Annotated in this window: 26 protein-coding genes, 1 tRNA gene, 1 pseudogene and 1 riboswitch; of the genes and pseudogenes, 15 read left to right on the forward strand and 13 right to left on the reverse strand. The window is 43.0% G+C overall.

Translation table 11 applies throughout. From position 1 onward, the window contains the following. Position 1 precedes the first annotated feature (1 nt). Both egtC and DACSA_RS01980 read left to right on the forward strand, forming a co-directional pair. Positions 2-829: an ergothioneine biosynthesis protein EgtC gene (gene egtC, locus DACSA_RS01975; protein ID WP_015228169.1), complete on the forward strand. Its 828-nt coding sequence runs from the start codon at positions 2-4 to the stop codon at positions 827-829. Next, complete coding sequence (locus tag DACSA_RS01980) at positions 783-2,033, forward strand: SUMF1/EgtB/PvdO family nonheme iron enzyme (protein ID WP_015228170.1); 1,251 nt, start codon at positions 783-785, stop codon at positions 2,031-2,033. The genes egtC and DACSA_RS01980 overlap by 47 nt, the downstream gene beginning before the upstream one ends. Here the strand turns inward: DACSA_RS01980 and DACSA_RS22970 are convergent. Next, positions 1,988-2,218: a hypothetical protein gene (locus tag DACSA_RS22970; RefSeq protein ID WP_071880276.1), complete on the reverse strand. Its 231-nt coding sequence runs from the start codon at positions 2,216-2,218 to the stop codon at positions 1,988-1,990. The two genes, DACSA_RS01980 and DACSA_RS22970, sit on opposite strands and share 46 nt — an antisense overlap. Between DACSA_RS22970 and DACSA_RS01985 the strand changes: the two genes are divergently transcribed. The 3 genes from DACSA_RS01985 to aroB all read left to right on the forward strand — a co-directional run bounded on the left by DACSA_RS01985 (position 2,201) and on the right by aroB (position 4,794). Next, complete coding sequence (locus tag DACSA_RS01985; RefSeq protein WP_015228171.1) at positions 2,201-2,803, forward strand: hypothetical protein; 603 nt, start codon at positions 2,201-2,203, stop codon at positions 2,801-2,803. The genes DACSA_RS22970 and DACSA_RS01985 overlap by 18 nt on opposite strands. A 132-nt stretch (positions 2,804-2,935) precedes the next feature. Then, positions 2,936-3,679: a sulfite exporter TauE/SafE family protein gene (locus tag DACSA_RS01990; protein WP_041235631.1), complete on the forward strand. Its 744-nt coding sequence runs from the start codon at positions 2,936-2,938 to the stop codon at positions 3,677-3,679. Positions 3,680-3,690: 11 nt separating this feature from the next. Beyond that, positions 3,691-4,794, forward strand: a complete 1,104-nt coding sequence (gene aroB / locus DACSA_RS01995; RefSeq protein ID WP_015228173.1) for a 3-dehydroquinate synthase — start codon at positions 3,691-3,693, stop codon at positions 4,792-4,794. 719 nt (positions 4,795-5,513) lie between these two features. On the opposite strand, the gene DACSA_RS02000 is transcribed toward aroB, so the two are convergent. Continuing rightward, positions 5,514-6,875, reverse strand: coding sequence for a folate/biopterin family MFS transporter (locus tag DACSA_RS02000; RefSeq protein WP_015228174.1), 1,362 nt, complete (start codon positions 6,873-6,875; stop codon positions 5,514-5,516). 658 nt (positions 6,876-7,533) lie between these two features. Further along, entirely contained in the window at positions 7,534-8,451 is a 918-nt protein-coding gene (locus tag DACSA_RS02005) for a tetratricopeptide repeat protein (RefSeq protein WP_015228175.1), read from the reverse strand. Positions 8,452-8,514: 63 nt separating this feature from the next. Between DACSA_RS02005 and DACSA_RS02010 the strand changes: the two genes are divergently transcribed. Further along, positions 8,515-8,595: transfer RNA gene (locus tag DACSA_RS02010), tRNA-Leu, on the forward strand. A 15-nt stretch (positions 8,596-8,610) separates the two neighbouring features. Here the strand turns inward: DACSA_RS02010 and speD are convergent. The 4 genes from speD to DACSA_RS02030 all read right to left on the reverse strand — a co-directional run bounded on the left by speD (position 8,611) and on the right by DACSA_RS02030 (position 11,703). Beyond that, the gene (gene speD, locus DACSA_RS02015) at positions 8,611-9,000 is read right to left on the reverse strand and encodes an adenosylmethionine decarboxylase (protein ID WP_015228176.1); all 390 of its coding nucleotides are present in this window, start codon (positions 8,998-9,000) and stop codon (positions 8,611-8,613) included. Between the two features lie 100 nt (positions 9,001-9,100). Continuing rightward, positions 9,101-10,147, reverse strand: a complete 1,047-nt coding sequence (gene cobW, locus DACSA_RS02020; RefSeq protein WP_015228177.1) for a cobalamin biosynthesis protein CobW — start codon at positions 10,145-10,147, stop codon at positions 9,101-9,103. Between the two features lie 299 nt (positions 10,148-10,446). After that, positions 10,447-11,016: a DUF2808 domain-containing protein gene (locus DACSA_RS02025; RefSeq protein ID WP_015228178.1), complete on the reverse strand. Its 570-nt coding sequence runs from the start codon at positions 11,014-11,016 to the stop codon at positions 10,447-10,449. 15 nt (positions 11,017-11,031) lie between these two features. After that, on the reverse strand, positions 11,032-11,703 hold the full coding sequence (locus tag DACSA_RS02030) for a HupE/UreJ family protein (RefSeq protein ID WP_015228179.1): 672 nt from the start codon (positions 11,701-11,703) through the stop codon (positions 11,032-11,034). Between the two features lie 375 nt (positions 11,704-12,078). Continuing rightward, a riboswitch (cobalamin riboswitch) is annotated at positions 12,079-12,233 on the reverse strand. Positions 12,234-12,828: 595 nt separating this feature from the next. Here DACSA_RS02030 and DACSA_RS22975 point away from each other — a divergent pair. After that, positions 12,829-14,034: pseudogene (locus DACSA_RS22975) on the forward strand (RNA-guided endonuclease InsQ/TnpB family protein). Between the two features lie 186 nt (positions 14,035-14,220). Next, complete coding sequence (locus DACSA_RS02040) at positions 14,221-15,423, forward strand: argininosuccinate synthase (RefSeq protein ID WP_015228180.1); 1,203 nt, start codon at positions 14,221-14,223, stop codon at positions 15,421-15,423. 161 nt (positions 15,424-15,584) lie between these two features. Here the strand turns inward: DACSA_RS02040 and DACSA_RS02045 are convergent, their stop codons facing one another. Beyond that, positions 15,585-16,430, reverse strand: coding sequence for a M56 family metallopeptidase (locus tag DACSA_RS02045; RefSeq protein ID WP_015228181.1), 846 nt, complete (start codon positions 16,428-16,430; stop codon positions 15,585-15,587). Further along, positions 16,430-16,852, reverse strand: a complete 423-nt coding sequence (locus tag DACSA_RS02050; RefSeq protein WP_015228182.1) for a BlaI/MecI/CopY family transcriptional regulator — start codon at positions 16,850-16,852, stop codon at positions 16,430-16,432. Before DACSA_RS02050 ends, DACSA_RS02045 begins: the two co-directional genes overlap by 1 nt. 282 nt (positions 16,853-17,134) lie before the next feature. On the opposite strand from DACSA_RS02050, the gene DACSA_RS02055 reads away from it, so the two are divergent. The 4 genes from DACSA_RS02055 to pyrE all read left to right on the forward strand — a co-directional run bounded on the left by DACSA_RS02055 (position 17,135) and on the right by pyrE (position 19,869). Then, entirely contained in the window at positions 17,135-18,016 is an 882-nt protein-coding gene (locus DACSA_RS02055; protein WP_232225159.1) for a TIGR02587 family membrane protein, read from the forward strand. A gap of 10 nt (positions 18,017-18,026) precedes the next feature. Beyond that, positions 18,027-18,440: a TIGR02588 family protein gene (locus DACSA_RS02060; protein WP_015228184.1), complete on the forward strand. Its 414-nt coding sequence runs from the start codon at positions 18,027-18,029 to the stop codon at positions 18,438-18,440. An 86-nt stretch (positions 18,441-18,526) separates the two neighbouring features. After that, positions 18,527-19,243, forward strand: coding sequence for a response regulator (locus tag DACSA_RS02065; RefSeq protein WP_015228185.1), 717 nt, complete (start codon positions 18,527-18,529; stop codon positions 19,241-19,243). Positions 19,244-19,272: 29 nt separating this feature from the next. Then, a complete protein-coding gene (pyrE, locus tag DACSA_RS02070; protein ID WP_015228186.1) occupies positions 19,273-19,869 on the forward strand; it encodes an orotate phosphoribosyltransferase in 597 nt (198 codons plus the stop codon). Here pyrE and DACSA_RS02075 read toward each other — a convergent pair. After that, complete coding sequence (locus DACSA_RS02075) at positions 19,856-20,563, reverse strand: Mo-dependent nitrogenase C-terminal domain-containing protein (RefSeq protein ID WP_015228187.1); 708 nt, start codon at positions 20,561-20,563, stop codon at positions 19,856-19,858. The two genes, pyrE and DACSA_RS02075, sit on opposite strands and share 14 nt — an antisense overlap. Positions 20,564-21,863: 1,300 nt before the next feature. Here DACSA_RS02075 and DACSA_RS21920 point away from each other — a divergent pair. Beyond that, positions 21,864-22,019 (forward strand): hypothetical protein, encoded by a 156-nt coding sequence (locus tag DACSA_RS21920; protein ID WP_232225161.1) that lies wholly within the window; start codon positions 21,864-21,866, stop codon positions 22,017-22,019. Positions 22,020-22,264: 245 nt separating this feature from the next. Here the strand turns inward: DACSA_RS21920 and psaX are convergent, their stop codons facing one another. Both psaX and lipA read right to left on the reverse strand, forming a co-directional pair. Continuing rightward, entirely contained in the window at positions 22,265-22,405 is a 141-nt protein-coding gene (gene psaX, locus DACSA_RS02080; protein WP_015228188.1) for a photosystem I protein PsaX, read from the reverse strand. A 50-nt stretch (positions 22,406-22,455) separates the two neighbouring features. Further along, entirely contained in the window at positions 22,456-23,379 is a 924-nt protein-coding gene (gene lipA / locus DACSA_RS02085; protein WP_015228189.1) for a lipoyl synthase, read from the reverse strand. A gap of 119 nt (positions 23,380-23,498) precedes the next feature. On the opposite strand from lipA, the gene DACSA_RS02090 reads away from it, so the two are divergent. Further along, positions 23,499-23,735: a DUF4160 domain-containing protein gene (locus tag DACSA_RS02090; protein ID WP_015228190.1), complete on the forward strand. Its 237-nt coding sequence runs from the start codon at positions 23,499-23,501 to the stop codon at positions 23,733-23,735. Then, the gene (locus tag DACSA_RS02095) at positions 23,716-24,012 is read left to right on the forward strand and encodes a DUF2442 domain-containing protein (protein ID WP_015228191.1); all 297 of its coding nucleotides are present in this window, start codon (positions 23,716-23,718) and stop codon (positions 24,010-24,012) included. Before DACSA_RS02090 ends, DACSA_RS02095 begins: the two co-directional genes overlap by 20 nt. A gap of 3 nt (positions 24,013-24,015) precedes the next feature. Here DACSA_RS02095 and DACSA_RS02100 read toward each other — a convergent pair whose 3' ends face one another. Further along, positions 24,016-24,954, reverse strand: a complete 939-nt coding sequence (locus DACSA_RS02100; RefSeq protein WP_015228192.1) for an NAD-dependent epimerase/dehydratase family protein — start codon at positions 24,952-24,954, stop codon at positions 24,016-24,018. Positions 24,955-24,967: the final 13 nt, after the last annotated feature.

Genomic DNA, 24,967 nt, shown 5'->3' on the forward strand with positions numbered 1-24,967 from the left:
TATGTGTCGTCTTTTAGGATATCTCGGTTCACCCGTCCAAATTGATCAACTGCTTTGCCAACCGAAAAACTCCCTTGTTGTCCAAGCCTATCAACCGAAAGAAATGGAATTAGCATTAATGAACGCAGACGGCTTTGGGATTGGTTGGTATCATCCCGAAAAAGAAACCTTTCCCTACACTTATAAACAAATTACCCCAATTTGGAGCGATTTAAACCTAACCCAAATTAGTCGTTATGTGGAAGCCAGTTGCTGGTTAGGTTATGTTCGTAGTGCTACCCCTGGTTTAGCCGTTGATCTCAGCAACTGTCAGCCCTTTACTAGCGAAGGATTATCCTTATCTCGACCCCTATTATTCACTCATAACGGCTATATTGATCAGTTTCGGAAAACCCTCTATCGTCCCATTCGCCTTAGTTTAAACGATGACGTTTATCTGCACATTCACGGGACAACCGACTCAGAACATATTTTTGCCCTCATTCTCCATCAGTTATACACCCAACCGAAATTATCCCTCGTTCAAGCCGTAGAAACCGCCTTAAATCAACTCTCAGACATCGCCCAAGCCGCAGGAAATGTGTTTTTCTGTGCCAACATCGTCATCAGCGATGGACAGCAATTAGTCGCCAGTCGTTTTGCCAGTAACGCCAAAGCTCCCAGTCTCTATTGGTTAGAAAATGATCCCAACTATCCCGATGCGGTGATTATTGCGTCAGAACCCTTATTTGAGGGAAACTGGAAACGTTGTCCCGAACAAAGTATCATTCGTGTCGGAGAGGATGGAACAGTTAACACCTACCAAGTTGCACCGCGATGCTATTCGTAACGCCTTACAAGCCGTGCGAACGCGAACCCTAGAATTATTTGCTAATCTCGATTTTAATACCGTTTGCACCCAAGCCCATCCCGATTTTAGTCCTGTGGGATGGCATTTAGGACATATCGCCTTTACCGAAGGTTTGTGGATACTGGAACATCTCAAAGGAGAAAGTCCGTTATATCCTCAATATCGAAAACTCTTCGCTGCTGATATTCTCCCCAAACCAGAACGACAAAACCTCCCCGATATGGCAACCATCCTCGCCTATCTCCATGATATTCGTTCTCAAGTCTTCGCTTATCTAGAAATTGCCCCCCTCGAAAAACAAACTCGTCTCTGGTGGTGGTTGCTTCAACATGAATGTCAACACAGCGAAACCATGAGTTTAATTTTGCAACTCCAACAATTAAAAACGCTTCCTCCTTACCCCATCACTCCCTCTACGACAACCAGAGAAGTGATTGCAGATATGGTAAAAATTCCAGAAGGAACATTTATGATGGGAAGCAAGGTTAACCCCCAAGACAATGCTCGTCCCCGTCATTGGGTTGATTTAGATCAATACTGGCTCGATCGATATCCCGTCACCTGTGGACAATATCGGAAATTTATCGAAGCTGGCGGCTATCAAACCCGTCAATGGTGGTCAAAAGAGGGATGGCAATGGCGACAAACTCATCCCGTTGCTCACCCATTATACTGGTCAGAAAGTCAAGAATGGGACGATCATCCCGTGTATGGAGTGAACTGGTATGAAGCCGAAGCATACGCCAACTTTGTGGGGAAACGTCTTCCCACCGAAGCGGAATGGGAAAAAGCCGCCCGTTACCATCCCCACAGCGAACAAGCCACCACCTATCCCTGGGGAGAAGCCACTCCCAAACCAGATCATGGCAACTTGAATAACCAAATCGGACAAACCACACCAGTTAACGCCTATCCCGAAGGGAAAAGCCACTTGGGTTGCTACGATCTTCTTGGTAATGTTTGGGAATGGACTGCGTCTTGGTTTTCTCCCTATCCAGACTTTGAATCTTATCCCGATCGAGGCTATTCCGAAGCCTATTTCGACAATCAGCATCGAGTGTTACGGGGAGGAAGTTGGGCAACTCGCCCTTACGCCATAGAGAGTAGTTGGCGCAATTGGTACTATCCTCATTTACGTCAACTTTTTGCTGGTTTTCGCTGTGCTAAATCCATTACAACATGACATTTGCCCCCTATAATCCCCCCTAACCCCCCTTTGAAAGGGGGGGAAATGGTATTACTTATTCTTTGATGATTTGCCAAATAACAAATAACCAATAACAAATAACCAATAACTAATAACCAATAACCAATAACCAATAACCAATAACCAATAACAAATAACCAATAATGACCATTTATATTCAAGACCCCGAAATCAGAAACCAATATCGCAGCACTGGTATTGTTCGCGGACTTTATGTTCCTAGCGATACCGCCTCCTGTCAAGGGATATTAATGACCAGAGATGGTTTATTTTCTGCCGAACTTTTCCGCAGATGGTGGAAACCACCTCATCAAGAATTAGTTTGGAATTGTTGGGCAAAAACGTTACATAATGAACCCTCACTACACTTTATCCTCAAGGGAACTTACAGGGATGAAGAAGGAAAAAATATCCCTCCCGAATCCATCTTAGAAGACAGATTCAGCATTCGTGGCAATTTGCTGTTTTGGAATGAGGATAAAGAAAATTTTGGCATCAGTATTCGTCCAAATAAAGATGCTATTCGACGCTTTCATCCTTTTTTTATTGAGATTAAAGGCAAGTTAGTTGATCCTAAACCTGGGGCGTTTTGGGAAGTGGAAGCCGTTAGAAAAGGGAACGAATTAGTGTTAGTAGAAGGGAAAGAAGTTTTCCCGCCGTTCAAGAAAAAGAAAGGAAAAGGAAAAGGCAAACCATCAAAAAATAAGAAACCTCAAGAGGAAGCCACGCCTCAAGACTCACAGTAGCAATTAAAATGAATTTGAAAAATGGTATTATTCCCCCCCTTTCAAAGGGGGGTTAGGGGGGATTATATTATAGGGGATGTAGCAATCATCAGTAGATTGCATATAATAATATTAAATAGAAATAGTTTCGTGATCATTATTTTTGGGTTATTAGGCGCAAGTTTTATCGGTTGGTTTGTCAGCAGTTTAGCTGGTGGCGGTAGCCCTCTTATTTTAATTCCTGTGATGAGTTTGTTTTTAGAAGCATCAGTTATTCCGCCCATTCTCACGATCGGAATGTTATTTGGTAACGGACAAAGAGTTGCTTTATATTGGCAGGAAATTGATTTAGAATTAACGTATTGGTATCTCCCAGGGGCGATTTTAGGGGCGATTTTAGGGGTTTTTCTATTTACGAAATTACAACTAGAATGGTTAAGTTTGTTATTAGGTCTCTTCTTAATTATTTCTATTTTTACTTACAAACTTGCGGAACAGTCAACTTTATTAAAAATTAAAGCATGGTATTTTTTACCCGCAGGATTTGTTTATGCGTTCTTATCGGGATTAATTGGTAGCACGGGACCTCTACTTAATCCTTTATACTTAAATTATGGCTTAGAAAAAGAAAAAATGATCGGGACAAAATCCACTCATGTTTTAGTGGTACATCTCATTAAAATCATTGCTTATGCTGGTTTTGGTGTGTTATCTTCACCGATTATTGGCTACGGTTTATTGATTGGAGTCGGTGCTTTTCCAGGCAATTGGTTAGGACAAAAAGTTTTAGCCCGTATCGAAGAAAGACGGTTTCGACAAATTGCGATCGCGTTTATTCTGATTAGTGGTGTTATGTTAGTCTGGAATCAAAGAAAGGTTTTAACTTTTATTTATTAGTCTTAAAAACAATGTTATCAAATCTCTCCGTTAACTTAGAACAAAATTCTTATCAAATCGCGATCGCGCCCAATGTTCTCTCTGAAATTGGCAACTATCTAAAGTCTCTCAACGTTGGGAATAAAATTTTAGTGGTTTCTAATGCCATGATTTTTGATGAATATGGAGAAACACTGATCAACGCAATTCAAGCGGCTAACTTTTCCGTTTCCCATCATATTTTACCCGCAGGAGAACGCCATAAAACTCTTCTTTCTATTCAAAAACTCTATGACCAGGCACTAGAAAATCATCTCGAACGATCGTCCACTTTTATTGCTTTAGGAGGAGGAGTCATCGGTGATATGACAGGTTTTGCTGCTGCGACTTGGTTAAGAGGCGTTAATGTTATTCAAATTCCCACCTCCCTTTTAGCAATGGTTGACGCATCGATCGGGGGGAAAACTGGAGTCAATCATCCCCAAGGAAAAAACCTCATTGGAGCATTTCATCAACCGAAATTAGTATTAATTGATCCCCAAGTGTTAAAGACACTTCCTCATCGAGAATTTCGCGCTGGCATGGCAGAAGTCATTAAATATGGAGTAATTTGGGATGCTGATTTATTCCAACAATTAGAAGCAGCAGAACGCCTCGACGAACTCGAATATTTAAGCGTAGAATTACTCCAAAACATTCTCACTCATTCCTGTCAAGCGAAAGCAGATGTTGTGAGTAAAGACGAAAAAGAAGGCGGTCTTCGTGCCATTTTAAACTATGGTCACACCGTCGGTCATGCCATTGAAAGTTTAACAGGATATAGTTTAGTTAATCATGGGGAAGCCGTCGCCATTGGAATGTCTGTTGCTGGTAAAATTGCGGTTAAAATGGGGTATTGGTCAGAAGTTGAAAGCCAACGTCAAGACCAATTAATCATCAAAACTGGATTACCGACGACTGTTCCTCCGATGTTAGAAATTGATGATATTTTAGAAACCTTGAAAAGTGATAAAAAAGTAAAAGCAGGAAAAGTCAGATTTGTTTTACCGCAGCAAATTGGAAGCGCAACCGTTACCGATCAAGTCACGCCAGACATCATCAGCGCCGTAATTAAAACCTGTCAAGAAAAATCATAAGCAAGTAGTGCCTCCTGAAAAAGTCCATTGGTTGGTTTAGTAAGGCAAAAGGCAAGAGGCAAAAGGCAAGAGGGTTGATTGATCGGTATGAGTTTAGAGACGTTCCATGGAACGTCTGTACATTAGTCATTGGAAAATAAAGAACAAAGGACAAAGGTGTTCCTGAGCCTGTCGAAGGACGAAAGACAAAGGTGTTCCTGAGCCTGTCGAAGGACAAAAATGTAGGTTGGGTGGAGAGTAGCGCAACCCAACATTAATATTCTTTAATCATTGACGAATATATCAAGCTGTTATATTATTATTGCCAGTGTGTGAGGTGTGAAGGGAAAGCAGGAGAGGAGTCGAGACGAAACAAGGACAGTCGCCGACTCCTTTTCTGTCTCCAAACCTCATTGACTAACCCAATCACTGTACATTAATTGACATTCGTGTTGATTGTGTTCGGTTAGTCCAGTCTAAGTCTCTTAGCAGGCTACGTTATTTAGGTCAGGACACCTTTGGGTGCAAGCCAGCCTTCTGCTCTGTCGCTGATAGTTAAACAGGTTCAAGTGATTCAAGGATACCAGTGCTATTAGTGTAAAAAGCCTAGATAACATTGACGAGGCACACTTTACTCCGTGCAGGGAAGTATCCCATTATGTGGGAACTGAAGAGAGACTGCACCTCTCTCTCTTTATCCATAAAAGTCAATTAATGTTCAGCAAATAACCTATTAGAAGTTAGCAGGAAAGATTTGATGGCATTTCTTCTGTCGGGCGATCGACCTCATCTGCCATCGGATCACCTGCGGGTAATAAATTAAGCAAAGGAAGCGGCAACAAAGTAGAAACATTGGTCAAAATGACTAACAGCCACAGTCGATCGAAGTTGTTTTCTGTTACTCCCAATAACGCCGTTAATAAGCCGCCTAATTCCTGAGATAAAAACCCCGCTAAATTAAACACTGACATTAATAAAGCGAAAAAAGTCGCCTCAATTCCCGCAGGACAAAGTCTCGCCGCTAAGACTAAAATGGGCATTAACGCCACCTCCCCGATCGCGCTTAAAATCAAATTATCCCCCAAACTAAACCAATAATCATCAATTCCTAACGCCCGATTGGCATGAGTCACTAACACTAAAACACTCATTCCCAACACAGCAGAAATCACCGTACTCCATCCCAACACTTTCCGAAACGGAACTGTCCTTAAAAAGCGCTGAAATATCCAAACACCGACTAAAGAAGCAAAGCTACTCACTAACCGCACTCTTCCCAAGAACTCTGGTTCAAAGCCTAATTCGTTCGTCACAAAAAAGAAGATCGCCGCATCGGAACCGGGTGTCGATTGCCAAACAAAGATAAAAATCGTTGGTAGTAAAATCCGTTTTTGACGCACCGCACCCCAAAGTTGTTGAACTTGTCCTTTCACATTTCCTAATAATTGTGATCGATCGCGCTCAGATTTCGGTAATGGCGTTTCGAAAATTAACCAAGCCACCCCAGAAAAGACCAAAGGAAACACCGCGGTTAGTGCAAAAATCGTTCTCGGCGTGAATAATTCCAGCAACCAGCCGCTAAAATAAGCGGTAATCAATCCCCCTAGCGCCGTCGCCCCCCAACTCAAAGATTGTAGTGATCCCGCATTCGCTAGCGACTCTTCTCGCGCCCGTTCCACCACTTGGGAATCGACAATTACATCACTAATGGCGATCGATGCGGAACTCATTAAAATTGCGATCGTTGCCAACCAAGCACTATCAACAAAGGTCGCCAAAGCCAGCCAAGACGCAGTTCCCAGAAAGCCTGATAGCACGAGATAAGGACGACGACGGTAGCCAAAAATCGGAAAGCTATCAGAGAAAAACCCAAACAACGGTTTAATCACCCAAGGTAAAATCGCAAACCCCGTTAATACGGAAACTTCTGCAGGAGTTAACCCCAGATCATCCTTGAGAAAAAAACTAATCGCCAGACGAGCTAAGTTTAGCACGCCTCGCACCACATAGACGCTCACAATCGCCATTAATTCTGGCGTGGGGTCATTACCTAAAAATAGTTTATCTTTAACAAATGTTCGCCACTGTATCTCAACTGTCATAAACGCGATCCTAAAATAAAAAGTTCACCGACGGATGGGGGAGATGGGGGAGATGGGGGAGATGGGGGAGATGGGGGAGATGGGGGAGATGGGGGAGATTTCAGGACTTTAGAAATCATAGTAAACTTCGCATAAATTAAGACTATGAATTATACAACAAGCGTTACGATCACATAAATAATCTTCTACGATATCTGCTCCGACTTCATCTCGAAAAAAAGCAATAACAGCACAAGCATCTAAAATAATATTCACTACCTGCGATTTTCCCTTTCTATTTCTTCGGTGTTTTCTTTGAGAAAATTGATCACTACTTTCCGTTACCTTTGCATATTTTCCTCGATCATTTCGTCTTTGTCGAAGAATATCTAATAAAATCTCTTTGTTCTATTCATTTTTGTCCTTTGTCTTTCGTCCTTCGTCCTTTGTTCTTTGTTTTCCAATGACCAATGACTAATGACTAATGACTAATTGGTGTTGGGTTTCGTTTCCCTTCACCCAACCTACTTTTTTGTCTAATTGGTGTTGGGTTTCGTTTCCCTTCACCCAACCTTTTACAGTGACCAGTGATCAGTGATCAGTAAACAAATAACAAATAACAAATAACAAATAACGAATATTGCTGTTGGGTTTCGTTTCCCTTCACCCAACCTACTTTCTATAATCTTTCTATTAATTGTTTAGCGTAGATTGCCCATTTTTCTTGTTTTTGTTCTTCATATAGTCTTTGTGCTTGCTGTAAGTTAGTTTTGGCTTCGGTAAATTTTTCTTGTTGAAATAAAATCACCCCAATTGCATAATAAGCACTAGCAAAGTCGGGATTATATTTGCTTGCTTTCTCAAAAGCCTTAAGCGCTTGAGGCGCATTTTTTTCTTGAAACCAGATTTTTCCTAGTCCATAATGGGCTTGACTATGAGTTGGATCAATATCGATCGCGTCTGAGAAGGCATTTTTGGCTAATTTTAGCTCTTGTTTTTCTAAGTAGATTAATCCTAAATGATAGGGAACTTCTGGGGCTTGAGGGCGATATTTTCGGGCGTTGCGAAAATGATTGATTGCTCGATCGAGCTTTCCCTTTTCCTTTTGCACTAATCCTAAATTATAGTGAGCAATTCCTAATTCAGGAGCAATCTCCAGAGCGCGATCAAGGTAGGTTTCTGCTTGTTTGAGATTATTTCCTTCTAATAACGCTGCCCCTAGATTAGCATAGGCAACCGCTAGGGTGGGATCAACTGATAACGCCTGATAAAACGCTTCGGCGGCGGCTTGGAGGTTTCCTTCTTCTCTCAATGCTAACCCTAGATTATAGTGGGCTGGGGCAAGATTTTTGTCTAAAGTTACTGCTTCCTGAAACGACTCGATCGCCCTTTCCGTGTTTCCCCTTTGTGCTTCTTGTAACCCCTGATTTAAATATCTCACCGCTTTCGGAGTCGTTGGGGTTAAAATCGGAAGTGATTGTGATTGTACCACTTGAGGATTGATCACCGCTAATAGACCAATTAAAACACTAATCAGGACGAACCACCGTTCACCCTGATCTTCCAGAAATCGTTGCACCCCCCAACCGCACTTCATCGCCTTTTTCCTTGTCAGTTTTAGCAAAATATGGTATGCTTTTAAGCTGTGGGTTAATTCCAAGCGGACGTGGCGGAATTGGTAGACGCGCTAGATTTAGGTTCTAGTGTCTTTGACGTGAGAGTTCGAGTCTCTCCGTCCGCATCATTCCTCATCAAACTAGGCAAAGATTGATTCTTTTGCTGAGGTTTCCGATGATTCTGTGGTGGGAAACCCTCGATCGATCTCTTGTATCATCACCTGTTTCGCTCCTAAAATACGCTGTAACACCTGCATCGCTTTATGGGGATCGCCTTTTCCGCAAAAAAATAAATCGGCGGCAAAATACCCATGTTCTGGCCAAGTGTGAATAGCAATGTGTGATTCCGATAGAGTCGCCGTTGCTGTCACCCCATGAGGATTAAACTGGTGGACACACAAATTAAGTAACGTTGCGCCACCAGCAGACACTGCTTCCACCAACGCCGATCGAATTTGTTCAGGATCGTTTAATATTTCTTCAGGAGCTTGCCAAGCCTCTACAACCAGATGAGTTCCCACTTTTTGCATTATATCTTTATTTCTCCAGCTTAATCAACAACGTTTTCGTCCCAACCTAGTTATAACGTTTCTATTGGTTGAGTTTTCCACGTTTTTCAAAACGTAGATTCTAAACGAGGACACCCATAATTTTCGTTTTAATCGCACGTTCATCTAAATTCCGTCCAATTAAGACTAAACGAGTTTGACGCGGTTCTTCATTTCCCCATGCTCGATCATAAAACGAATCTAAATGTTTTCCCACTCCTTGTACCACTAAACGCATCGGTTTTTTCGGAACATTTACGAACCCTTTCACCCGATACACTTCCGCTTCCTTATACAGTTCTTGCAAACAGTCCATTAATTTTTTCGGTTCAAATTCCTGATCTAAAATCAACTGTACGGAGTTAATATCATCATCATGGTCGTGTTCTTCTTCGTGATCATGGTGACTGGGACGAGTTTCTAGATTGTCTTCTACCGCTGCGTCAAACCCTAATAAAATTTCGGCGGCAATTTCCCCGTTATAACAGGGAACAATATTCACTCCTGCTGGTAATTCTTGCTTTAACCAAGTTTCAACTTTTTTACGGGTGGTTTCATCCACTCGATCGACCTTTGTTAACAAAACTAAATCGGAACAAGCTAACTGATCCTCAAATAATTCCTCGATCGGGGTTTCATGTTCTAAATTAGGATCAGCTTGACGTTGTGCTTCTAGTGCGTCTAAATCTCCCACTAACGCCCCACTGGCGATCGCTTCACAATCAACCACTGTAACGACACCATCCACTGTGGCGCTGTTCCGAATTTGGGGCCAACGGAATGCCTGGACTAAGGGTTTCGGTAGTGCCAACCCTGATGTTTCGACGACAATACAATCAATTTTATCCCGTCGTTTTAACAACTCCTGCATAGTGGGGAAAAACTCTTCTTGTACCGTACAACATAAACAGCCGTTGGTGAGTTCTAAGATATTATTGCTTGCGTCTTCTTCTTCCTCACAAATTTGGCAATTGCGAAGTAAGTCGCCATCAATTCCCACTTCCCCAAATTCATTCACGAGAACAGCAATTTTGCGCCCTTGATTATTTTGCAATAAATGTCGCACGAGCGTTGTTTTTCCCGCACCAAGAAAGCCTGTTACTACTGTAACTGGTATTTTTGCCGCCATGAAATTAACTCCTTATTTTGTTATTTGTTATTTGTTGTTTGTTATTTGTTATTTGTTATTTGTTATTCGTTATTTGTTATTTGGCAAGTCATCACAGAATAAGTAAGACCATTTTGATAAACTGGCGTTACAAACCAGCCCATTGTTTCCCCCTTTGAAAGGGGGGCTAGGGGGGGATTTAGGGGGGCAACCCCCCAGAATTGGGGGATTTAGGGGGCAACCCCCAGAATTGGGGGATTTAGGGGGCAAAGTCCCCCAGAATTGGGGGATTTAGGGGGCAAACCCCAGAATTGGGGGATTTAGGGAGCAACCCTAAAATCATTGTCATTGCTGCGATCGTAAAATTGTAATCGTCTTACGCCTAGATACAAATCTTGAGTGATGTTTCCTGCGGGACGAGCCGTTATACCGAACAAATAAACCCCATCATATTGCGGATTTTTTCTCGGTTTTAACCCCAATGTCATCGTTGTTCCAGGGGGAATCGGTTGACGAAATGTTGCCGTAATTTTTCGATGATCCTCGCTTTGGGAAACATTAGCGAGGGAGAGACTTTCTTGTTTCTTGTTGGGTGTTCCGACAAAAGCAGTGGTTTCTTCTAATAACAAGGGAATGTCATCAATTCCCCCTCTTTGAGTAATCACCAGTTCACCTAAAGATTCGCCAGCATCAGAGGGAAGCGTGAGAGTAAAGTAATAAGTTGCTCCTCTTCTATGGATTTCATTAAAGGTGGTTTTTACTTTTTCTAAACGAGGAGCTGCTTCAAAAAATACTGTTCCGTCTAAACGCTCCCCAGCAGAAGCTGATGGCATAATGATGCTCAAAGTGCTGAGAAAAAACAAGCTCGATCGAAGCCACGAAACACCCATGATCTTAGTCTCCTTTTAGATAGCAGAAGTCAGAAAGACAATTCCCATCCCCATTATTCCACAGCCAATCAAGCGGCTGAGAGGAAGACTCGGTGTGCTAAGTTGAGCAAGAAGCGTTTGTGCGAGTTTATAGCTACTTAAAGCAATGGTTAATTGAATGAGACTAAACCCTGCTAAATAAGCAATTAAAGGGGTCATTTCTGCGCCGATAATCGCTTCTCCGTAAGCGTAACCATGAAAAACCCCAACGATCGCGCTTCCCAAAAGGATTACCATTGTGTAAGGGAAAGACTTTTCTTCCTCATTAGGACGAGCAACGGTTAATAAAATTCCCACTGCTAAAACTGACGCACTAACCACCAATTCTAATAGAGGGAGATTCATTTCTTGTAAGTGAACTCCTGTTCCTAACATCGTCGCTGCGATAAACCCCATTGGAATCAGCCAACCTTGTTTACTTTTCGCCGCAATTAAACCGCTTCCAATCACAAACGCTAGATGATCGAAACCAACAACGGGATGACCTAAACCAGAGAGAAATCCTTGCCATAAATTGCTAGGGGTTTCGCCACCAAAGGGATGATGAGCCGCCGCCGGTTGAGCGAAAGTGAGTAAAACTAAAACGGTGAAAAGACCAAAAGTTAATCGTTTCCAAGATTGATCATTGAGTGTCATTAGTTGTTTCATTGCATTTTCTCCTGTTTCGGTGATAGTTTGATTGAATAGAGCGATCGAATAAAGACTAATTGCCCCAGTCTTTAGTCAGCATTAAACCCGACCACCTGTTTAGCGCAGGTGATCCTCCCTAACAAAGGGAATTGGGGCAGTTTTTATCTCATAAATAAATCCTTAAGTAAGATGCGAGGTTCGGATTTCAAGGGATTTCTTCTCATTTCCCACTCCTTGAAACCAAATTCCCATCCCATTCGTTAATAATTATTACCGAGGACGATGATATCGGGACGAACGGTTATTTGTCCTCATTATCAGCATGAAGAATGCTAGGTCGTCATTAAAAGTCTGAGTGGATAAACGCATCTGTACCTCGCAGAATGGTTGTTAACGGTTGATTAAACTTAGGTGGGTGTTCTGACTTGGAAATCCTGTCGTTAAAACGTTTTTCCTTACAGTTGCGGGACAGTGGCGGCTTTTCACCGCGCTTTCCCCATTGCTTCGATCGAGCTTTCACGATCGAAACCTAAGAGTGTTTTTCACTATACCATGAGTTACCCCCCTTCAATCATTAATCCTTATGTTGGGTTACATTACTTTTCACCGAACCTACAGTTTGATGTTGGGTTTCGCTTCACTTCATCCAACCTACGGTTTGGTGTTGGATTTCATCACTTTCCACCGAACCTACATACCACCCCCTTCTTTTCCCCCCTTTCAAAGCCGGAGCGAAGTGAGGAGGTTAGGGGGGATTTCTTGTAACTTGACTTTTCACCGAACCTACAGTTTGATGTTGGGTTACATTACTTTTCATCCAACCTACAGTTTGATGTTGGGTTTCGCTTCACTTCACCGAACCTACGGTTTGGTGTTGGATTTTATCTGGATGCGACGATTCATCATCCCAATATAATCTTCGATTTATTGGGATGATGAATCGTCGCCAAAAAATTAAAAGTCCGTCAGGACATCCAACGACCACGCTCTCCGAACACCTTTGACCCAACGACCACGCGGACACGCTCGCGTGTCGAAGTGCAGGGCGACGCAGGCTCTCCGAACACCTTAAATCAATAATTAACAAATTGACATTTTTTAGTAAAAAAGCTAGATTAAAGGCACAAACAACTAATCAAGTCAATGCTAACTTTCAACTACCAGTATCGAATCTATCCCGATCAATCTCAAGAAGAAAAACTAATTGAGATTATGGAAGTTTGTCGAAGTGCATACAATTACGCTCTTCGAGAAATTAAAGATTGGTGCAATAGTAGAAAGTGTCCTATTGACCGATGTAGTTTGGTTTCGGAATATATTATTTCTGCTGATGCTAAATTCCCCAGTGAATTAAATCAACTTAATCAACTCCCAAAAGCGAAAAAGGAATTTCCGAATCTCAAACGAGTCCCCTCTCAAGTTCTGCAACAAACCATTAAGCAGTTACATCGAGCATGGGACTTTTTTCGAGAAAGAGGGTATGGGTTTCCTCGGTTCAAAAAGTTTGGACAGTTTAAGTCGATTCTTTTTCCACAATTTAAAGAATCCCCCCTAACCCCCCTTCGTAAGGGGGGAAAAGAAAGGGGGATTTGGCAAATTAACTTACCGAAAATTGGGAAAGTCAGAATCAATGTTCATCGTCCAATTCCAGAGGGATTCAAAGCTCTCGCAAGTTCGGGTCATCAGAAAAGCAGACCGATGGTATGTTTCAGTTTGTATTCAATTAGATGTTAATGTTCCTGATCCACAACCTCATGGTCATCCAGTGGGTGTGGACATCGGGTTAGAGAAATTCTTGGCGAGAGCGTGATGGAGTTCTCGTAAAACCGCCAAAGTTCTTTAAGAAAATGCAAAGCAAGTTGAAATTACTGCAACGCCGACTTTCTAGAAAACAGAAGCGGTCAAAGAATTACGAGAAACAACGCATCAAGGTGGCAAGAATGCACCACAAAATTAGCAACACTCGAAAAGATTTCCATTATAAACAGGCTCACGCCTTGTGTGATGCTGGTGACATGATCTTCATGGAAGATTTGGACTACCGCATTACAGCTAAGGGAATGCTTGGAAAAGAAATGTTAGATGGTGGTTTTGGACAATTCCGAACCATTACTCAACAAGTCTGTTGGAAGCGTGGAAAGTATTTCAGTGTTGTTGATGCAAGGGGATCAAGTCAAACTTGTCCAAATTGTGGTGTTCATGTCAAAAAAGATTTGAGTGTCAGAGTGCATAATTGTCCTGAATGCAGCTATGAAGTGGACTCCAGATGTGGCAGCCGCTCAAGTTTTAAAAAATCGAGGAATCGAAAAAATTAGTACCGCAGGGCTTGTGGGAAAGGAAACGGCTTAGGCAATCGGGCTGTCGGGGATGGAGTTCACTCCATCTAGATAAGTGGTGAAAGCCCAGAAATGGGAGTAACTAGGAAGCCCTCGACATAATCTTTGATTTGTCGAGGGAGGATGTCACGACTTTCCACCCAACAACCGTTCAGAAACCGCTAGAATGACCAATTAGTCGTTTATCGGAAAATTTAATATGGGTCGCGCTGAAAAAGTTATACTGGCTTACTCTGGGGGAGTTGATACCTCTGTTTGTATTCCCTATCTCAAGGCAGAATGGGGAGTGAAAGAAGTGATTACTCTCGCTGCTGATCTCGGACAGGGAGAAGATTTAAATCCAATTAAAGAAAAGGCACTTACGGCGGGCGCTTCCACTTCTTTGGTTGAAGATGGAGTAGAACGTTTTGTTAGAGAGTTCGCGTTTCCTGCGATTCAAGCTAATGCTTTATATGAAAATCGTTATCCTCTTTCTACGGCTTTAGCTCGTCCTTTAATTGCACAAATGCTGGTGGAAGCGGCCGCGAAACATGGCGCTGATGCGGTTGCTCATGGTTGTACGGGAAAAGGAAATGATCAAGTCCGTTTCGATGTTTCCATTATGGCTTTAAATCCAGACTTAAAAATTCTTGCTCCGGCGCGAGAATGGGGAATGAGTCGAGAAGATGCCATTGCTTATGGGGAACGATTTGGGATTGAAGCCCCAGTAAAAAAATCCTCTCCCTACAGTATTGATCAAAATCTTTTAGGACGAAGTATCGAAGCGGGTGCTTTAGAAGACCCCATGGTTGAACCCCCTGAAGAAGTTTATAGCATGACTTGCTCGATCGAGGAAACCCCAGACAAGGCGGAATATATTGATATTGGTTTTGAGAAAGGAATACCTGTCAGTGTCAATGGAATTAAATATGAACCAGTGGCACTAATTGAAACCTTAAACGAACAAATTGGACATCATGGTTTTGGTCGCATCGACATGATCGAAAACCGAGTGGTTGGCATCAAATCAAGAGAAATTTATGAAGCGCCAGCACTACTGGCACTCATTCTCGCCCATCGTGACTTAGAAAGTCTCACCCTTACCGCCGATGTTACCCAATATAAGCGCGGTATCGAGGACACCTACTCCCAACTGATTTATCGTGGTTTATGGTACAGTCCCTTAAAACAGGCTTTAGAAGGATTTATTCAGCAAACCCAAGAGCGAGTGACGGGAACAGTACGACTAAAATTATTTAAAGGGAATGCGATGATTGTTGGTCGTCAATCTGAAAATTCTTTGTATGCTTCAGATTTAGCGACTTATGGCTCAGAAGATGAGTTTGATCATAAAGCAGCAGAAGGATTTATCTATATTTGGGGACTACCGACAAAAGTCTGGTCAAAGTTCACCCAATCTTGACGCTTCACTGATCACCCTTCGACAGGTGGAACACTGAGCCTGTCGAAGTGCTCAGGGCAAGCTGATCACTGGTTACTGATCACTGATCACTGATCACTGATCACTGATCACTGATCACTGATCACTGGTCACTGGTCACTGGTCACTGGTCACTGATCAAACTAACATTGATGCCAAGGCATTGTAATTAAAGGGGTTAACGCCCAAACTAATTCTTTTCCTAAAGTTACCACAGGCGGCGCGACCACTTCTTCTTCGTTGATTAGAGCCTCAATCCGTTCTTCTAAACGGCTTTTGTTCGCGGTACAACTTAAAGCGGCACAACCGACTTGTGGATACTGTACCGTATAGTTCACAACCGTAATTAAAGATTCAGCCAGCAACAGTGAATCAACGGTTTGAGTTGCTTTCCAATCGGCGCGGAGTTCTCGTAATAATAGTAATTCTTCCCAAAGGGCGGCACTATTAGGTAGCCAAGCGGTGATTCGATACAGCCAACCTAACCAGAAAAACCAAAAGGTATCTCGATAATAAAGATGTGCTTTTTCATGGGCGATTACGGCGTTAAGGTGGGCGCTGTCGAGGAGGGAAAAAAGTCCTTCACTGATCACCAGTTTCGAGTTCCAACCGCCGATTTGAGCGCTATAAGGAAGGGAAGTGGGGAGAATATGGGCGATCGAATCGCTGATGGAAGTAGTAGGATATTGAGAGAGTTTTCGGCTCGATCGCGCCCCCTGATCAAATTGCCAGCAGAGAACTGCGATCGCGCTGCCTAAAAATCCTAACGTCAGTCCATAACTCCAATAACCCGTTTCTAATCCCAACATTCTCCCCTGTGTTCCCATACAAAATACCGCCATGGCTGTCATCAACAAGAGGAGAGGGGGAAACAGAAAATAAAACAGCGTCTGTTGCCAGCGTTGGGTATAGCTTAACCCTTGAGGCGATCGAGCGCAACGAATGATCACAGCACCGAAAAGACCAATCACAATCATTATTGTGTGCATTATTCACTTTCCTCCCGTTGTTGGCGAATTGCTCTTAAACGCGCAGCGATCGCGTCGATTTGTTCTAAACTAGCAGTATCGAGACGATCGGCAAAAGAGGCGACTAAATCAGGATCACTGACCGCTAAAAACTTATTTAACTGTTCATAAGCGGTGAGTGCTTGTGCTTGTTCTTTGGTAAGTTTCGCTTGCCAATAAAAAGCACGTTTTTGTTTATGACAAGTGAGCCAACCTTTTTTCGTTAACCGTTGTAAAACCGTCGTCACCGAAGTGTAAGCTAACTCTCGATCGGGATCGCTTAAAATTCGATCGTGAACCGCTTTCACCGAAACACAACCCAACGCCCATACAATTTCTAAAATCTCTCGTTCTAAGGGTCCCAAAGACAGCTTTTGAGGACGATCACTGGGTAAAGGAGTCATCAATTATAGCTTAATTTTCCCAACCAAATAGTCGGGTAGGTCAGAGACCTTGATTATAACATCTTGGTCTCCTTCCCCCCTCAGAATCGTGCGTCGACTTTCACCGCATACGGCTCAAGCAAACCAGACTCGTGTCGCACACAGCATACTATAGTTTAACTTAACTCCTCTTGACAAAGCGCGATCGATCTATGACATTAAATTGAAAAAACTTTGCTACATAACACCAGCCCCCTAACCCCCAAACTTGGGGGAACTTGGTGAACTTTATTTGTAGCAACCATGAGAGTATTTCATATGACATTAAATTCTCAATCTTCGATTTGGCAAACGGAATTACTCAACCTTCTACGCGGTGCGTCTGGGGGCTTTCTCTTCGGGATGCCTTTACTCTATACCGTTGAGGTGTGGTGGATTGGTTCTAGCACGACTCCCCTTTGGATGTTATCGGCGTTGGGAATGACTTTTTTTGTGATTTATTTCCTGAATCAAAGTGAGGGATTTCGTACTGCTTTAGAAATTCGCCTCATTGATGCGTTTATGGAAACAGTGGAATCAATGGCAATTGGGATTATTTGCGCTCTGTTGGCGTTGCTTTTAATTGGTCGCATTACGTTGGAAACTCCTCTCAATGAAACTCTAGGAAAACTGGTGTTTGAATGTATCCCGTTTTCGCTGGGAGTGGCTTTAGCCCGTTCTACTTTAAAGGGCGATCGCGCTCCTCGTAAAGTTCATAAATTGCGCTCTTCCTTAGCCGATCGCGTCTTTCCTGCTTTTTTAGCTGATCTCGATGCTACCCTCATCGGAGCGTTGATTATTGCCTTTAGTATCGCACCCACAGAAGAAGTTTCCCTATTATCTGCGTCCATGTCTCCGTTGTGGCTACTCTTAATTATGTTCGCTTCCTTGGTGCTTTCTTACTGTATCGTTTTTGTCGCTGGTTTAACCGACCAAAAAGAGCGTCGTCAACAACAGGGATTATTGCAAAATCCCATGAATGAAACCTTAATTTGTTATTTGGTGTGTTTGTTGGCTTCGGCGCTGATGTTATGGTTTTTCCAACAACTGAGTTTCGATGACCCTTGGCAAGAATGGTTAAGTGATACCCTAGTCTTAGGATTGCCAGCTTCGATCGGGGGTGCAGCCGGTCGTTTAGTCATCTGAGGTAAAGGCAATGGTAACAGAATCAACAGATACCTCTTCAGAATCTCCACCGAAGCGAAATTGTGCGGAATGGATTACTTTTATCATCAGTAGCTTGATTCTTCTGGCTTTAATCGGACTGATTTTGTACGATTGGCTATTATCGCAGCAGTCTCCTCCCATTTTGCAGGTTGAACCGCAAGCCGCCGTAGAAATCCGCGAAGGACAATATTATCAGCCGTTTACCCTGAAAAATACTGGCGGTAACTTTGCTGAGTCGGTACAGGTGATCGCCTCTTTGACCATTGATTCTCCAGAAGATTTGGAAGTGGGAGAACAAGAGATTTCTTTTTTAGCCGCAGGAGAAAAGAAAAGTGGCTATTTCATTTTTACTCATGATCCTCGTGAAGGGGAGTTAAGTGTGAGAGTGGCAAGCTATCGCTAATTAATCGAGAACTATGATATGATTTTTGCAAATCTACCGATCAGGTTAGAGATTACCATTGTCACATACGCCAAAAACGGGAAGCGATGAGCAAAATAAGAGTCATTTTAATTGAAGACCATGATTTGACTCGCGTTGGTATTCGCACTGCGCTAGAACAACGGGATGAAGTCGAGTTTTTAGGGGAAGCGGTTAATGCAAAACAAGGGTTAGCGTTAATTGAGGAAAAACAGCCAGATGTGGCGATCGTCGATATTGGCTTACCCGATATGGATGGGATTGAACTCACCAGCCACTTAAAGCAGTTACAGAGGGAAAATAAGGCGCTACAAGGGGTAAAAATCCTGATTCTGACGCTCCAAGATACGGAAGAATATGTTTTGGCGGCGTTTGCAGCGGGAGCGGATTCTTATTGTATGAAGGATATCAGCTTTGATCTGCTTTTAGAAGCATTGCGGGTGACAAAAGATGGCAGTTCTTGGATTGATCCAGCGATCGCGCGGGTGGTGATTTCTAAAGCGAAAACGATTCCTGCTGATGAAAATGATCCCGCAAAAACTCGACAAATTAGTGCTTCTGAACCAGAATATGATCAGTTAGTAGAAGCCTATCCGCTTACGGAAAGAGAGTTAGAAGTTTTAGAATTAATCGTAGAAGGGGCAAGCAATGCGGAAATTGCCCAGAAACTTTATATTACCGTCGGAACAGTTAAAACTCACGTTCGCAATATCTTAAATAAACTCTGTGCTGACGATCGCACGCAAGCGGCGGTACGCGCCTTACGATCGGGCTTAGTTGGATAATTGACAAGTTACTAAATCACAAAAAACGATTGACACCAGCAAAGGATCAAAATTTAGAGCAATTCCGAGCCACCTTGTTACATCTTCTAGCCACAGAAGCGTATCAAGAGGGAGACTTTACCTTATCTTCAGGACAAAAAAGCGCTTATTATTTGAATGGGAAACCCGTTTCTCTCAGCGCTGAGGGAGCATTAGCCATCGGACAGCTTTTTTTCTCTCTTCTTCCCGATGAAATCGAAGCTGTCGCTGGACTCACTTTAGGGGCTGATCCCCTCGTCAGTGCGGTGACAGTGGTTTCTGCTTACGAAAATCGCCCGCTTTCGGGGATTATCGTCCGTAAAAAGCCGAAAGGACACGGGACAAATGCTTATCTAGAAGGAAAAAAACTACCCTCAAAAGCGAAGGTAGTGGTTTTAGAAGATGTTGTCACCACTGGCAATTCGGCGCTGTTTGCGGTGGAACAATTGCAAACGGTGGGCTATGAAGTGACTGAGATTTTAGCAATTGTCGATCGAGAACAGGGGGGAAAAGAGCTTTATCAAGAAAAAGGAATCAAGTTTCAAGCCCTGTTTTCCATTACTGAGATTCAAAAATACGCCAAACAATTAAACCTTAACAATACTTAGAAACATCTTCCTTACAGTCATCAGCAAGGAAAGATAAAGCGCGAAACCGTAACCCCACTAACTGTTCATAAAGAGGGTTAAGTTTACATAACGGCGGAATATGAACTAATTTGTGACCAAACAGTTTAATATCGCGCTCAAATGGACATTGAGGAGGAACTAACTTACAGATAAATCTGGCAATGCGAGGGTCTTCCACATCCATCCCATCTAACCAATCTCGAACCGGTTGGAGGAGATCAGAGTGAGGATGATCTGGATGATCCTGTTTTTGTTCATCTTGAAGAGAGAGGGTTGCGCCTGGGGTTTCGACTTCTTTTTCATCAAGGGTATGTTCGAGGGTTTTGAGCGCCTGAACTTCTAAGTTGAGTGCTTGACAAAAGGATTTCAAAAGATCGGCTTCGGGTCGAGAATACACTCCATCAGCGACGGCGACCATGACTGCTGTACGGAGGAAGTTTTCGGCAACTTTTTTGTCATTTCCCAGGACTTGGGCTAATTCTTCAGGACTAATTAAATCAACCTTACTTAATTCAACATCTGGGGTTAATTCTTCTCTGGTAATCTTGGTAATGAGATGTTTTTCTTCTAAGTCAAAGTCTCCATCCGCCCAAGCAACGGTCAATAAACCACGAATCCAAGCGGAAATTTCTCGATCGGATTTGGGGTGGGAAGTTTGTGTCAGGCTAGTCATAACAAATTTGTTCCAACCAATTTAATACTGCAATTTTCTGCTGAGGCGAGTAGGTAAACTGTTACATCCTGTCGTCCTAATTAGAGAGTTTAGTTCTCTTTTTCTGGGGATCAGGACTGAGTGTAACAAACGCTTTATTTAGTCGGGTAGGTCGAAGCCTTATATCTAAACTATCACGTCTCAAACCGCCTTGGGGTTTCCATCCGTTCGACTTCTTGTATTAGCCTTTCACCGAGACAGTTATCGGTTCAGATTTTCATCCTGTACGCATAAGAGGACTTTACCAGAAAAGACGTTCGGCTTCTTTCCCCCCTCAGAACCGTACGTGCGACTTTCACCGCATACGGCTCAAGCAAACCAGACCTTCCCTTACGTCTCTTAGTCACCTGGGGTTAAACCTCCAATTGGATAGGCTCGACTCCTCCCACAGTTACGTTTGCATTACTGCATCTAACTTTTCCTGCGGTCTTAAGGCAACGTCACTTTTTGGTACTAAGTAACAGATTCACCCGTGTCCAAGTTAGCTTCCCTTTCAGGTAGGGCAAATTTTGAACCCCTATCCGTCGAGTTATACCTCGAAGGGCTTTCCTCTTGCTTTCGTGTTCCTGCTTGAACCAAGTCCAACTATCAGTTATCCGAAATCAGGTTATCAGACAAGAAACTGCACGGAATCAGCAGACGGCATTCGCTTTTTGGACTGTCCTATACCCACTAGGGAATTGTGCCTTCCTTACGGTTAGCCTACTGGTAAACCAGACCCCAATGGGCTTATCACGTTTCACATTTGAGAGATGCGCTCAACTTAGGTGGTGTTCTTTCCGCCGAGGGTGTTATGGTGTGCTAGTCTATCCATGTAAAGGGGATAAACCTTTGAGACTCCAGCTTTGGGGGAGACTCCCAACCGTTGCCCTTGACAACCCACATACTTGCTCTCGCTTTCGTGGCTAATCAACCCTGTTTTAATACTCGCTCGGCACTTAACCTTAGCTTACAGGGACTAAGATAACGACGGCTCATAGAACACTTCACTTTCGTTCACCATATTGAGCTTTCCCTAGCACCTGTTCCCTTTCTGGCGAGTCATACTCAGGGTATGGTTACACTTAACTCCCTGCTTTCCACCCTGCCGTTACCAGCAACGCAGTTGGGAGCGGGAATACCCATGCACACTTGGGTAGAGTCTTTCTGAGGGACTCACTCTCGAAATGCAACATCGTGTCGCACTTTACATCTCTTATTGTAACTTTAGATTTCTTTATATTGCAGTGATTACCTGATTCTGCCCCCAATTGTCCCACTTGTGAGGGAGATGGGGGAGATGGGGGAGATGGGGAAGATGGGGGAGATGGGGGAGATCAGGGAGATGGGGGAGACAAGGGAGATGGGGGAGATGGGGGAGATGGGGGAGATGGGGGAGATGGACTCGCGAGTGACTCCTAAGCGTTGCGCTTGTTGATCGATCGCTTCTAGCATCCATTGAGGAAGATTTAAAGTTATAGCTTGAGGTGCATTTTGAGGGCGACGTTGCTCAAGATCAATCCAAATAAAGGCTTATTTCCTCCTTGCGCGATCGTCGAACAGATATAATTCTGATTTTAGAAAAAGTAGGTTGGGTGGAGAGAAGCGAAACCCAACACCAATTATCAGCTTTATCCCCCCTAACCCTCCTTGGTAAGGGGGGAACAAGAAGATAAACGGCGTTTATAAGTTGAGAACGTGGAAATAAATCCCAGCGACAATGAGATTACCCACTAATAACACTAAAGCCCAGAAAGTACGAAAGCGATAGGGGGGTTGACCAGATTGGGGAACTGGCATTTTTTTAGTTGAAGTTTCTGCCATGGTTATGATTCTCCTCTACGTTGTTAAGTGACAGTATTTGATAACCAGAGTTAATCCGTTTCTCCCGCATGATAGGAACTTCGCACAAGCGGACCCGATCGAACGTGATGGAATCCCATTTCCCGCGCGATCGCGCCGAGACGATCAAATTCCTCTGGTGTCCAATATTTTTGCACAGGGCGGTGTTCTAGGGAAGGGCGCATATATTGTCCCAGTGTCACCCGATCGCAGTCGATCGCCCGTAAGTCTTGTAACGTCTCAATTACTTCCGTTTCGGTTTCTCCATGTCCTAACATTAAACCTGATTTGGTGGGGATTTCAGGGTTGATTTCTTTTACAATTCTTAAAACTTCGAGCGATCGATCGTATTTTGCGCCGCGACGGACGGGACCTTGTAAACGGGGAACGGTTTCCACATTATGGTTATAACAAGCGGGTTGCGCTGCTACTACTGTCGCCACGCGATCGCGCTGTTTTTGCTGGGAATCTTTTCCTCCCCAAAAATCGGGGGTTAATACTTCAATTCCCGTTGCGGGCGATCGGTCTCGAATCGCTTTCATGGTCTTGACAAACCAACTCGCACCGCCATCTTCGAGGTCATCTCGCGCCACCGAGGTTAACACAGCATACTTTAAACCTAACGCTTCGATCGCCTCCGCCACTTTTTGCGGTTCTTCTGGATCAAGCATCATGGGGGCGTGACCTTTATCCACTTGACAAAATGCACAAGCTCTGGTACAGGTTGCTCCCATCAACAGAAACGTTGCCGTTTTATTACTGTAGCATTCTCCGCGATTGGGACAGCGCCCCTCCTCGCAGATAGTGTGAATATCGCGCTGTTTAACGACTTGTTGAACAGTTGAGATATCGCTTGCATTGCCAATGGGGCGTTTTAGCCAAGACGGTAGCGCCGTAATTTCTTCGCGCCATTGTTGTCTCGTTTGAGAGTGGGTTGCTTTTGTATAGTTTGCCATGTATTATCCATTATTTCCTATTTAATATTTCTAGCAAATCATCATTGGGTTATTAGAGACAAACTAAGACCCTGCTACTTTAGGCTAAACTAGAATACTGATAAACAGCGTTTTTGACAATGCCCACAATTTTAAGAGTTGGTCCTTACAGTTTTATCTTTTTCAGTTCTGATCAAGGTGAACCTACTCATATTCATGTAAAGCGCGATCAACAATTGGCTAAGTTTTGGCTTGATCCCGTTTCTTTGGCAAAGAATCGAGGATTTAAACAGCAGGAATTAAATTCTATTACTAAGCTGGTAGAAGAACACAAACAAACACTGTTAGAGGGATGGTATGACTACTTTGACACTTGAAAAAGAACCCCTTGCGAAAGAAATCAAAATGACTAATGACAATTTGGTAGTGGATTTAATTGATGGACGAAGTTTAACTGTTCCCTTATCTTGGTATCCCCGACTGCTACACGCTTCTCAAGAAGAACGACAAAACTGGCAACTTTTGGGAGAGGGTTATGCGATCGAATGGATTGATTTAGATGAACATATTGGTGTTGAAGGTTTGTTAGCAGGAAGACAAAGTGGTGAAAGTAATTCTTCTTTTCAGCGTTGGTTAAAAAGCAGAATCAACTAATCCTTAAACATTGTGTTGTTTAAATACATCGTTTAGGCTAGGACAATAAGTTTCTAAGCCAAAGGTTTCGGGATTGACTGGGTTTTCGTGGCTGAAATGCCGATATTGCAGACAAAACCGATCCCATTGTGCCATCTCAATACGAAAGATAAAAATCAGAAAGTTAGCTAAAGCAATTGATAACGGAATCCGAAAATAAATGGGTTTATTTAAGTAAGAACATAAATTTTCGATGAGTTGATTGGCGGTAATTTTGGCACTTCCTAAAACGATTTCTCGTGTTTTCTCCTTTCGGGATGGATGATGAATTAAATAATTGACAGTGATGGCGATATCTTTGGCGTGGATAAAATGAAAACTGCCATCTGCTTTAATCCAACGCGCAATATTGACCCAGTTTGTTACTTCTGGAAGTCCAGCAGAAACATGAGAATAGGGTTGATTTTGATCTCCTCCTAAGACTAGAGTGGGGAAGACAATACTTAGTTTAGAAGCGATCGAATGCTGTTTTATTTTTTGATAACATTGGTATTTCGATCGAATATAATCAGTTCCCAGTTCTTTCGCTTCTGGTAAGGGTTGATGATGATAATCGAGAATGCTGGCTGTGGAAAAATAAATCACTTGCTGACAAGTTTCGGGAGCAAGTAAGTCTAACAATTCGAGGGTTTTATCAACATTAATTCTCAAGGTTTCTTGTGTTCCTCCCCAGATGGTCGCCGCTAAAATTGCTCCATCGATCGTTTTGAGTAATTCTTGAAATTGAGCAATATTTTCTAAGTCACCTTTAAGAATTGTCACCCCCGATCGCGCTTCCGAATCAAACTGAATTTTAGCAGGATTTCGTACTAAAAAAAAGAGTTCGTGGTTAGTGTTGTGAATTAATTCCTCTGCTAGATAGTGACCAATACAGCCACTACCACCTGTTATAAAAATCCGCATTATGATCGTTTAA

The organism is Dactylococcopsis salina PCC 8305 (assembly GCF_000317615.1).
GTDB lineage: Bacteria > Cyanobacteriota > Cyanobacteriia > Cyanobacteriales > Rubidibacteraceae > Halothece > Halothece salina.

Excerpts from the sequence above, each read along its gene's own strand:
- DACSA_RS02040 (WP_015228180.1), top strand. The coding sequence starts at position 14,221 with ATGGGTCGCGCTGAAAAAGTTATACTGGCTTACTCTGGGGGAGTTGAT.
- DACSA_RS02030 (WP_015228179.1), bottom strand. The coding sequence starts at position 11,703 with ATGAAACAACTAATGACACTCAATGATCAATCTTGGAAACGATTAACT.
- DACSA_RS02045 (WP_015228181.1), bottom strand. The coding sequence starts at position 16,430 with ATGCACACAATAATGATTGTGATTGGTCTTTTCGGTGCTGTGATCATT.
- DACSA_RS02075 (WP_015228187.1), bottom strand. The coding sequence starts at position 20,563 with ATGACTAGCCTGACACAAACTTCCCACCCCAAATCCGATCGAGAAATT.
- DACSA_RS02055 (WP_232225159.1), top strand. The coding sequence starts at position 17,135 with ATGAGAGTATTTCATATGACATTAAATTCTCAATCTTCGATTTGGCAA.
- DACSA_RS02090 (WP_015228190.1), top strand. The coding sequence starts at position 23,499 with ATGCCCACAATTTTAAGAGTTGGTCCTTACAGTTTTATCTTTTTCAGT.
- DACSA_RS02060 (WP_015228184.1), top strand. The coding sequence starts at position 18,027 with ATGGTAACAGAATCAACAGATACCTCTTCAGAATCTCCACCGAAGCGA.
- DACSA_RS02100 (WP_015228192.1), bottom strand. The coding sequence starts at position 24,954 with ATGCGGATTTTTATAACAGGTGGTAGTGGCTGTATTGGTCACTATCTA.
- DACSA_RS02065 (WP_015228185.1), top strand. The coding sequence starts at position 18,527 with ATGAGCAAAATAAGAGTCATTTTAATTGAAGACCATGATTTGACTCGC.
- lipA (WP_015228189.1), bottom strand. The coding sequence starts at position 23,379 with ATGGCAAACTATACAAAAGCAACCCACTCTCAAACGAGACAACAATGG.
- egtC (WP_015228169.1), top strand. The coding sequence starts at position 2 with ATGTGTCGTCTTTTAGGATATCTCGGTTCACCCGTCCAAATTGATCAA.
- DACSA_RS02000 (WP_015228174.1), bottom strand. The coding sequence starts at position 6,875 with ATGACAGTTGAGATACAGTGGCGAACATTTGTTAAAGATAAACTATTT.
- DACSA_RS01985 (WP_015228171.1), top strand. The coding sequence starts at position 2,201 with ATGACCATTTATATTCAAGACCCCGAAATCAGAAACCAATATCGCAGC.
- DACSA_RS01980 (WP_015228170.1), top strand. The coding sequence starts at position 783 with ATGGAACAGTTAACACCTACCAAGTTGCACCGCGATGCTATTCGTAAC.
- DACSA_RS02025 (WP_015228178.1), bottom strand. The coding sequence starts at position 11,016 with ATGGGTGTTTCGTGGCTTCGATCGAGCTTGTTTTTTCTCAGCACTTTG.
- DACSA_RS02050 (WP_015228182.1), bottom strand. The coding sequence starts at position 16,852 with ATGACTCCTTTACCCAGTGATCGTCCTCAAAAGCTGTCTTTGGGACCC.
- DACSA_RS02005 (WP_015228175.1), bottom strand. The coding sequence starts at position 8,451 with ATGAAGTGCGGTTGGGGGGTGCAACGATTTCTGGAAGATCAGGGTGAA.
- aroB (WP_015228173.1), top strand. The coding sequence starts at position 3,691 with ATGTTATCAAATCTCTCCGTTAACTTAGAACAAAATTCTTATCAAATC.
- DACSA_RS02095 (WP_015228191.1), top strand. The coding sequence starts at position 23,716 with ATGACTACTTTGACACTTGAAAAAGAACCCCTTGCGAAAGAAATCAAA.
- speD (WP_015228176.1), bottom strand. The coding sequence starts at position 9,000 with ATGCAAAAAGTGGGAACTCATCTGGTTGTAGAGGCTTGGCAAGCTCCT.
- psaX (WP_015228188.1), bottom strand. The coding sequence starts at position 22,405 with ATGGCAGAAACTTCAACTAAAAAAATGCCAGTTCCCCAATCTGGTCAA.
- cobW (WP_015228177.1), bottom strand. The coding sequence starts at position 10,147 with ATGGCGGCAAAAATACCAGTTACAGTAGTAACAGGCTTTCTTGGTGCG.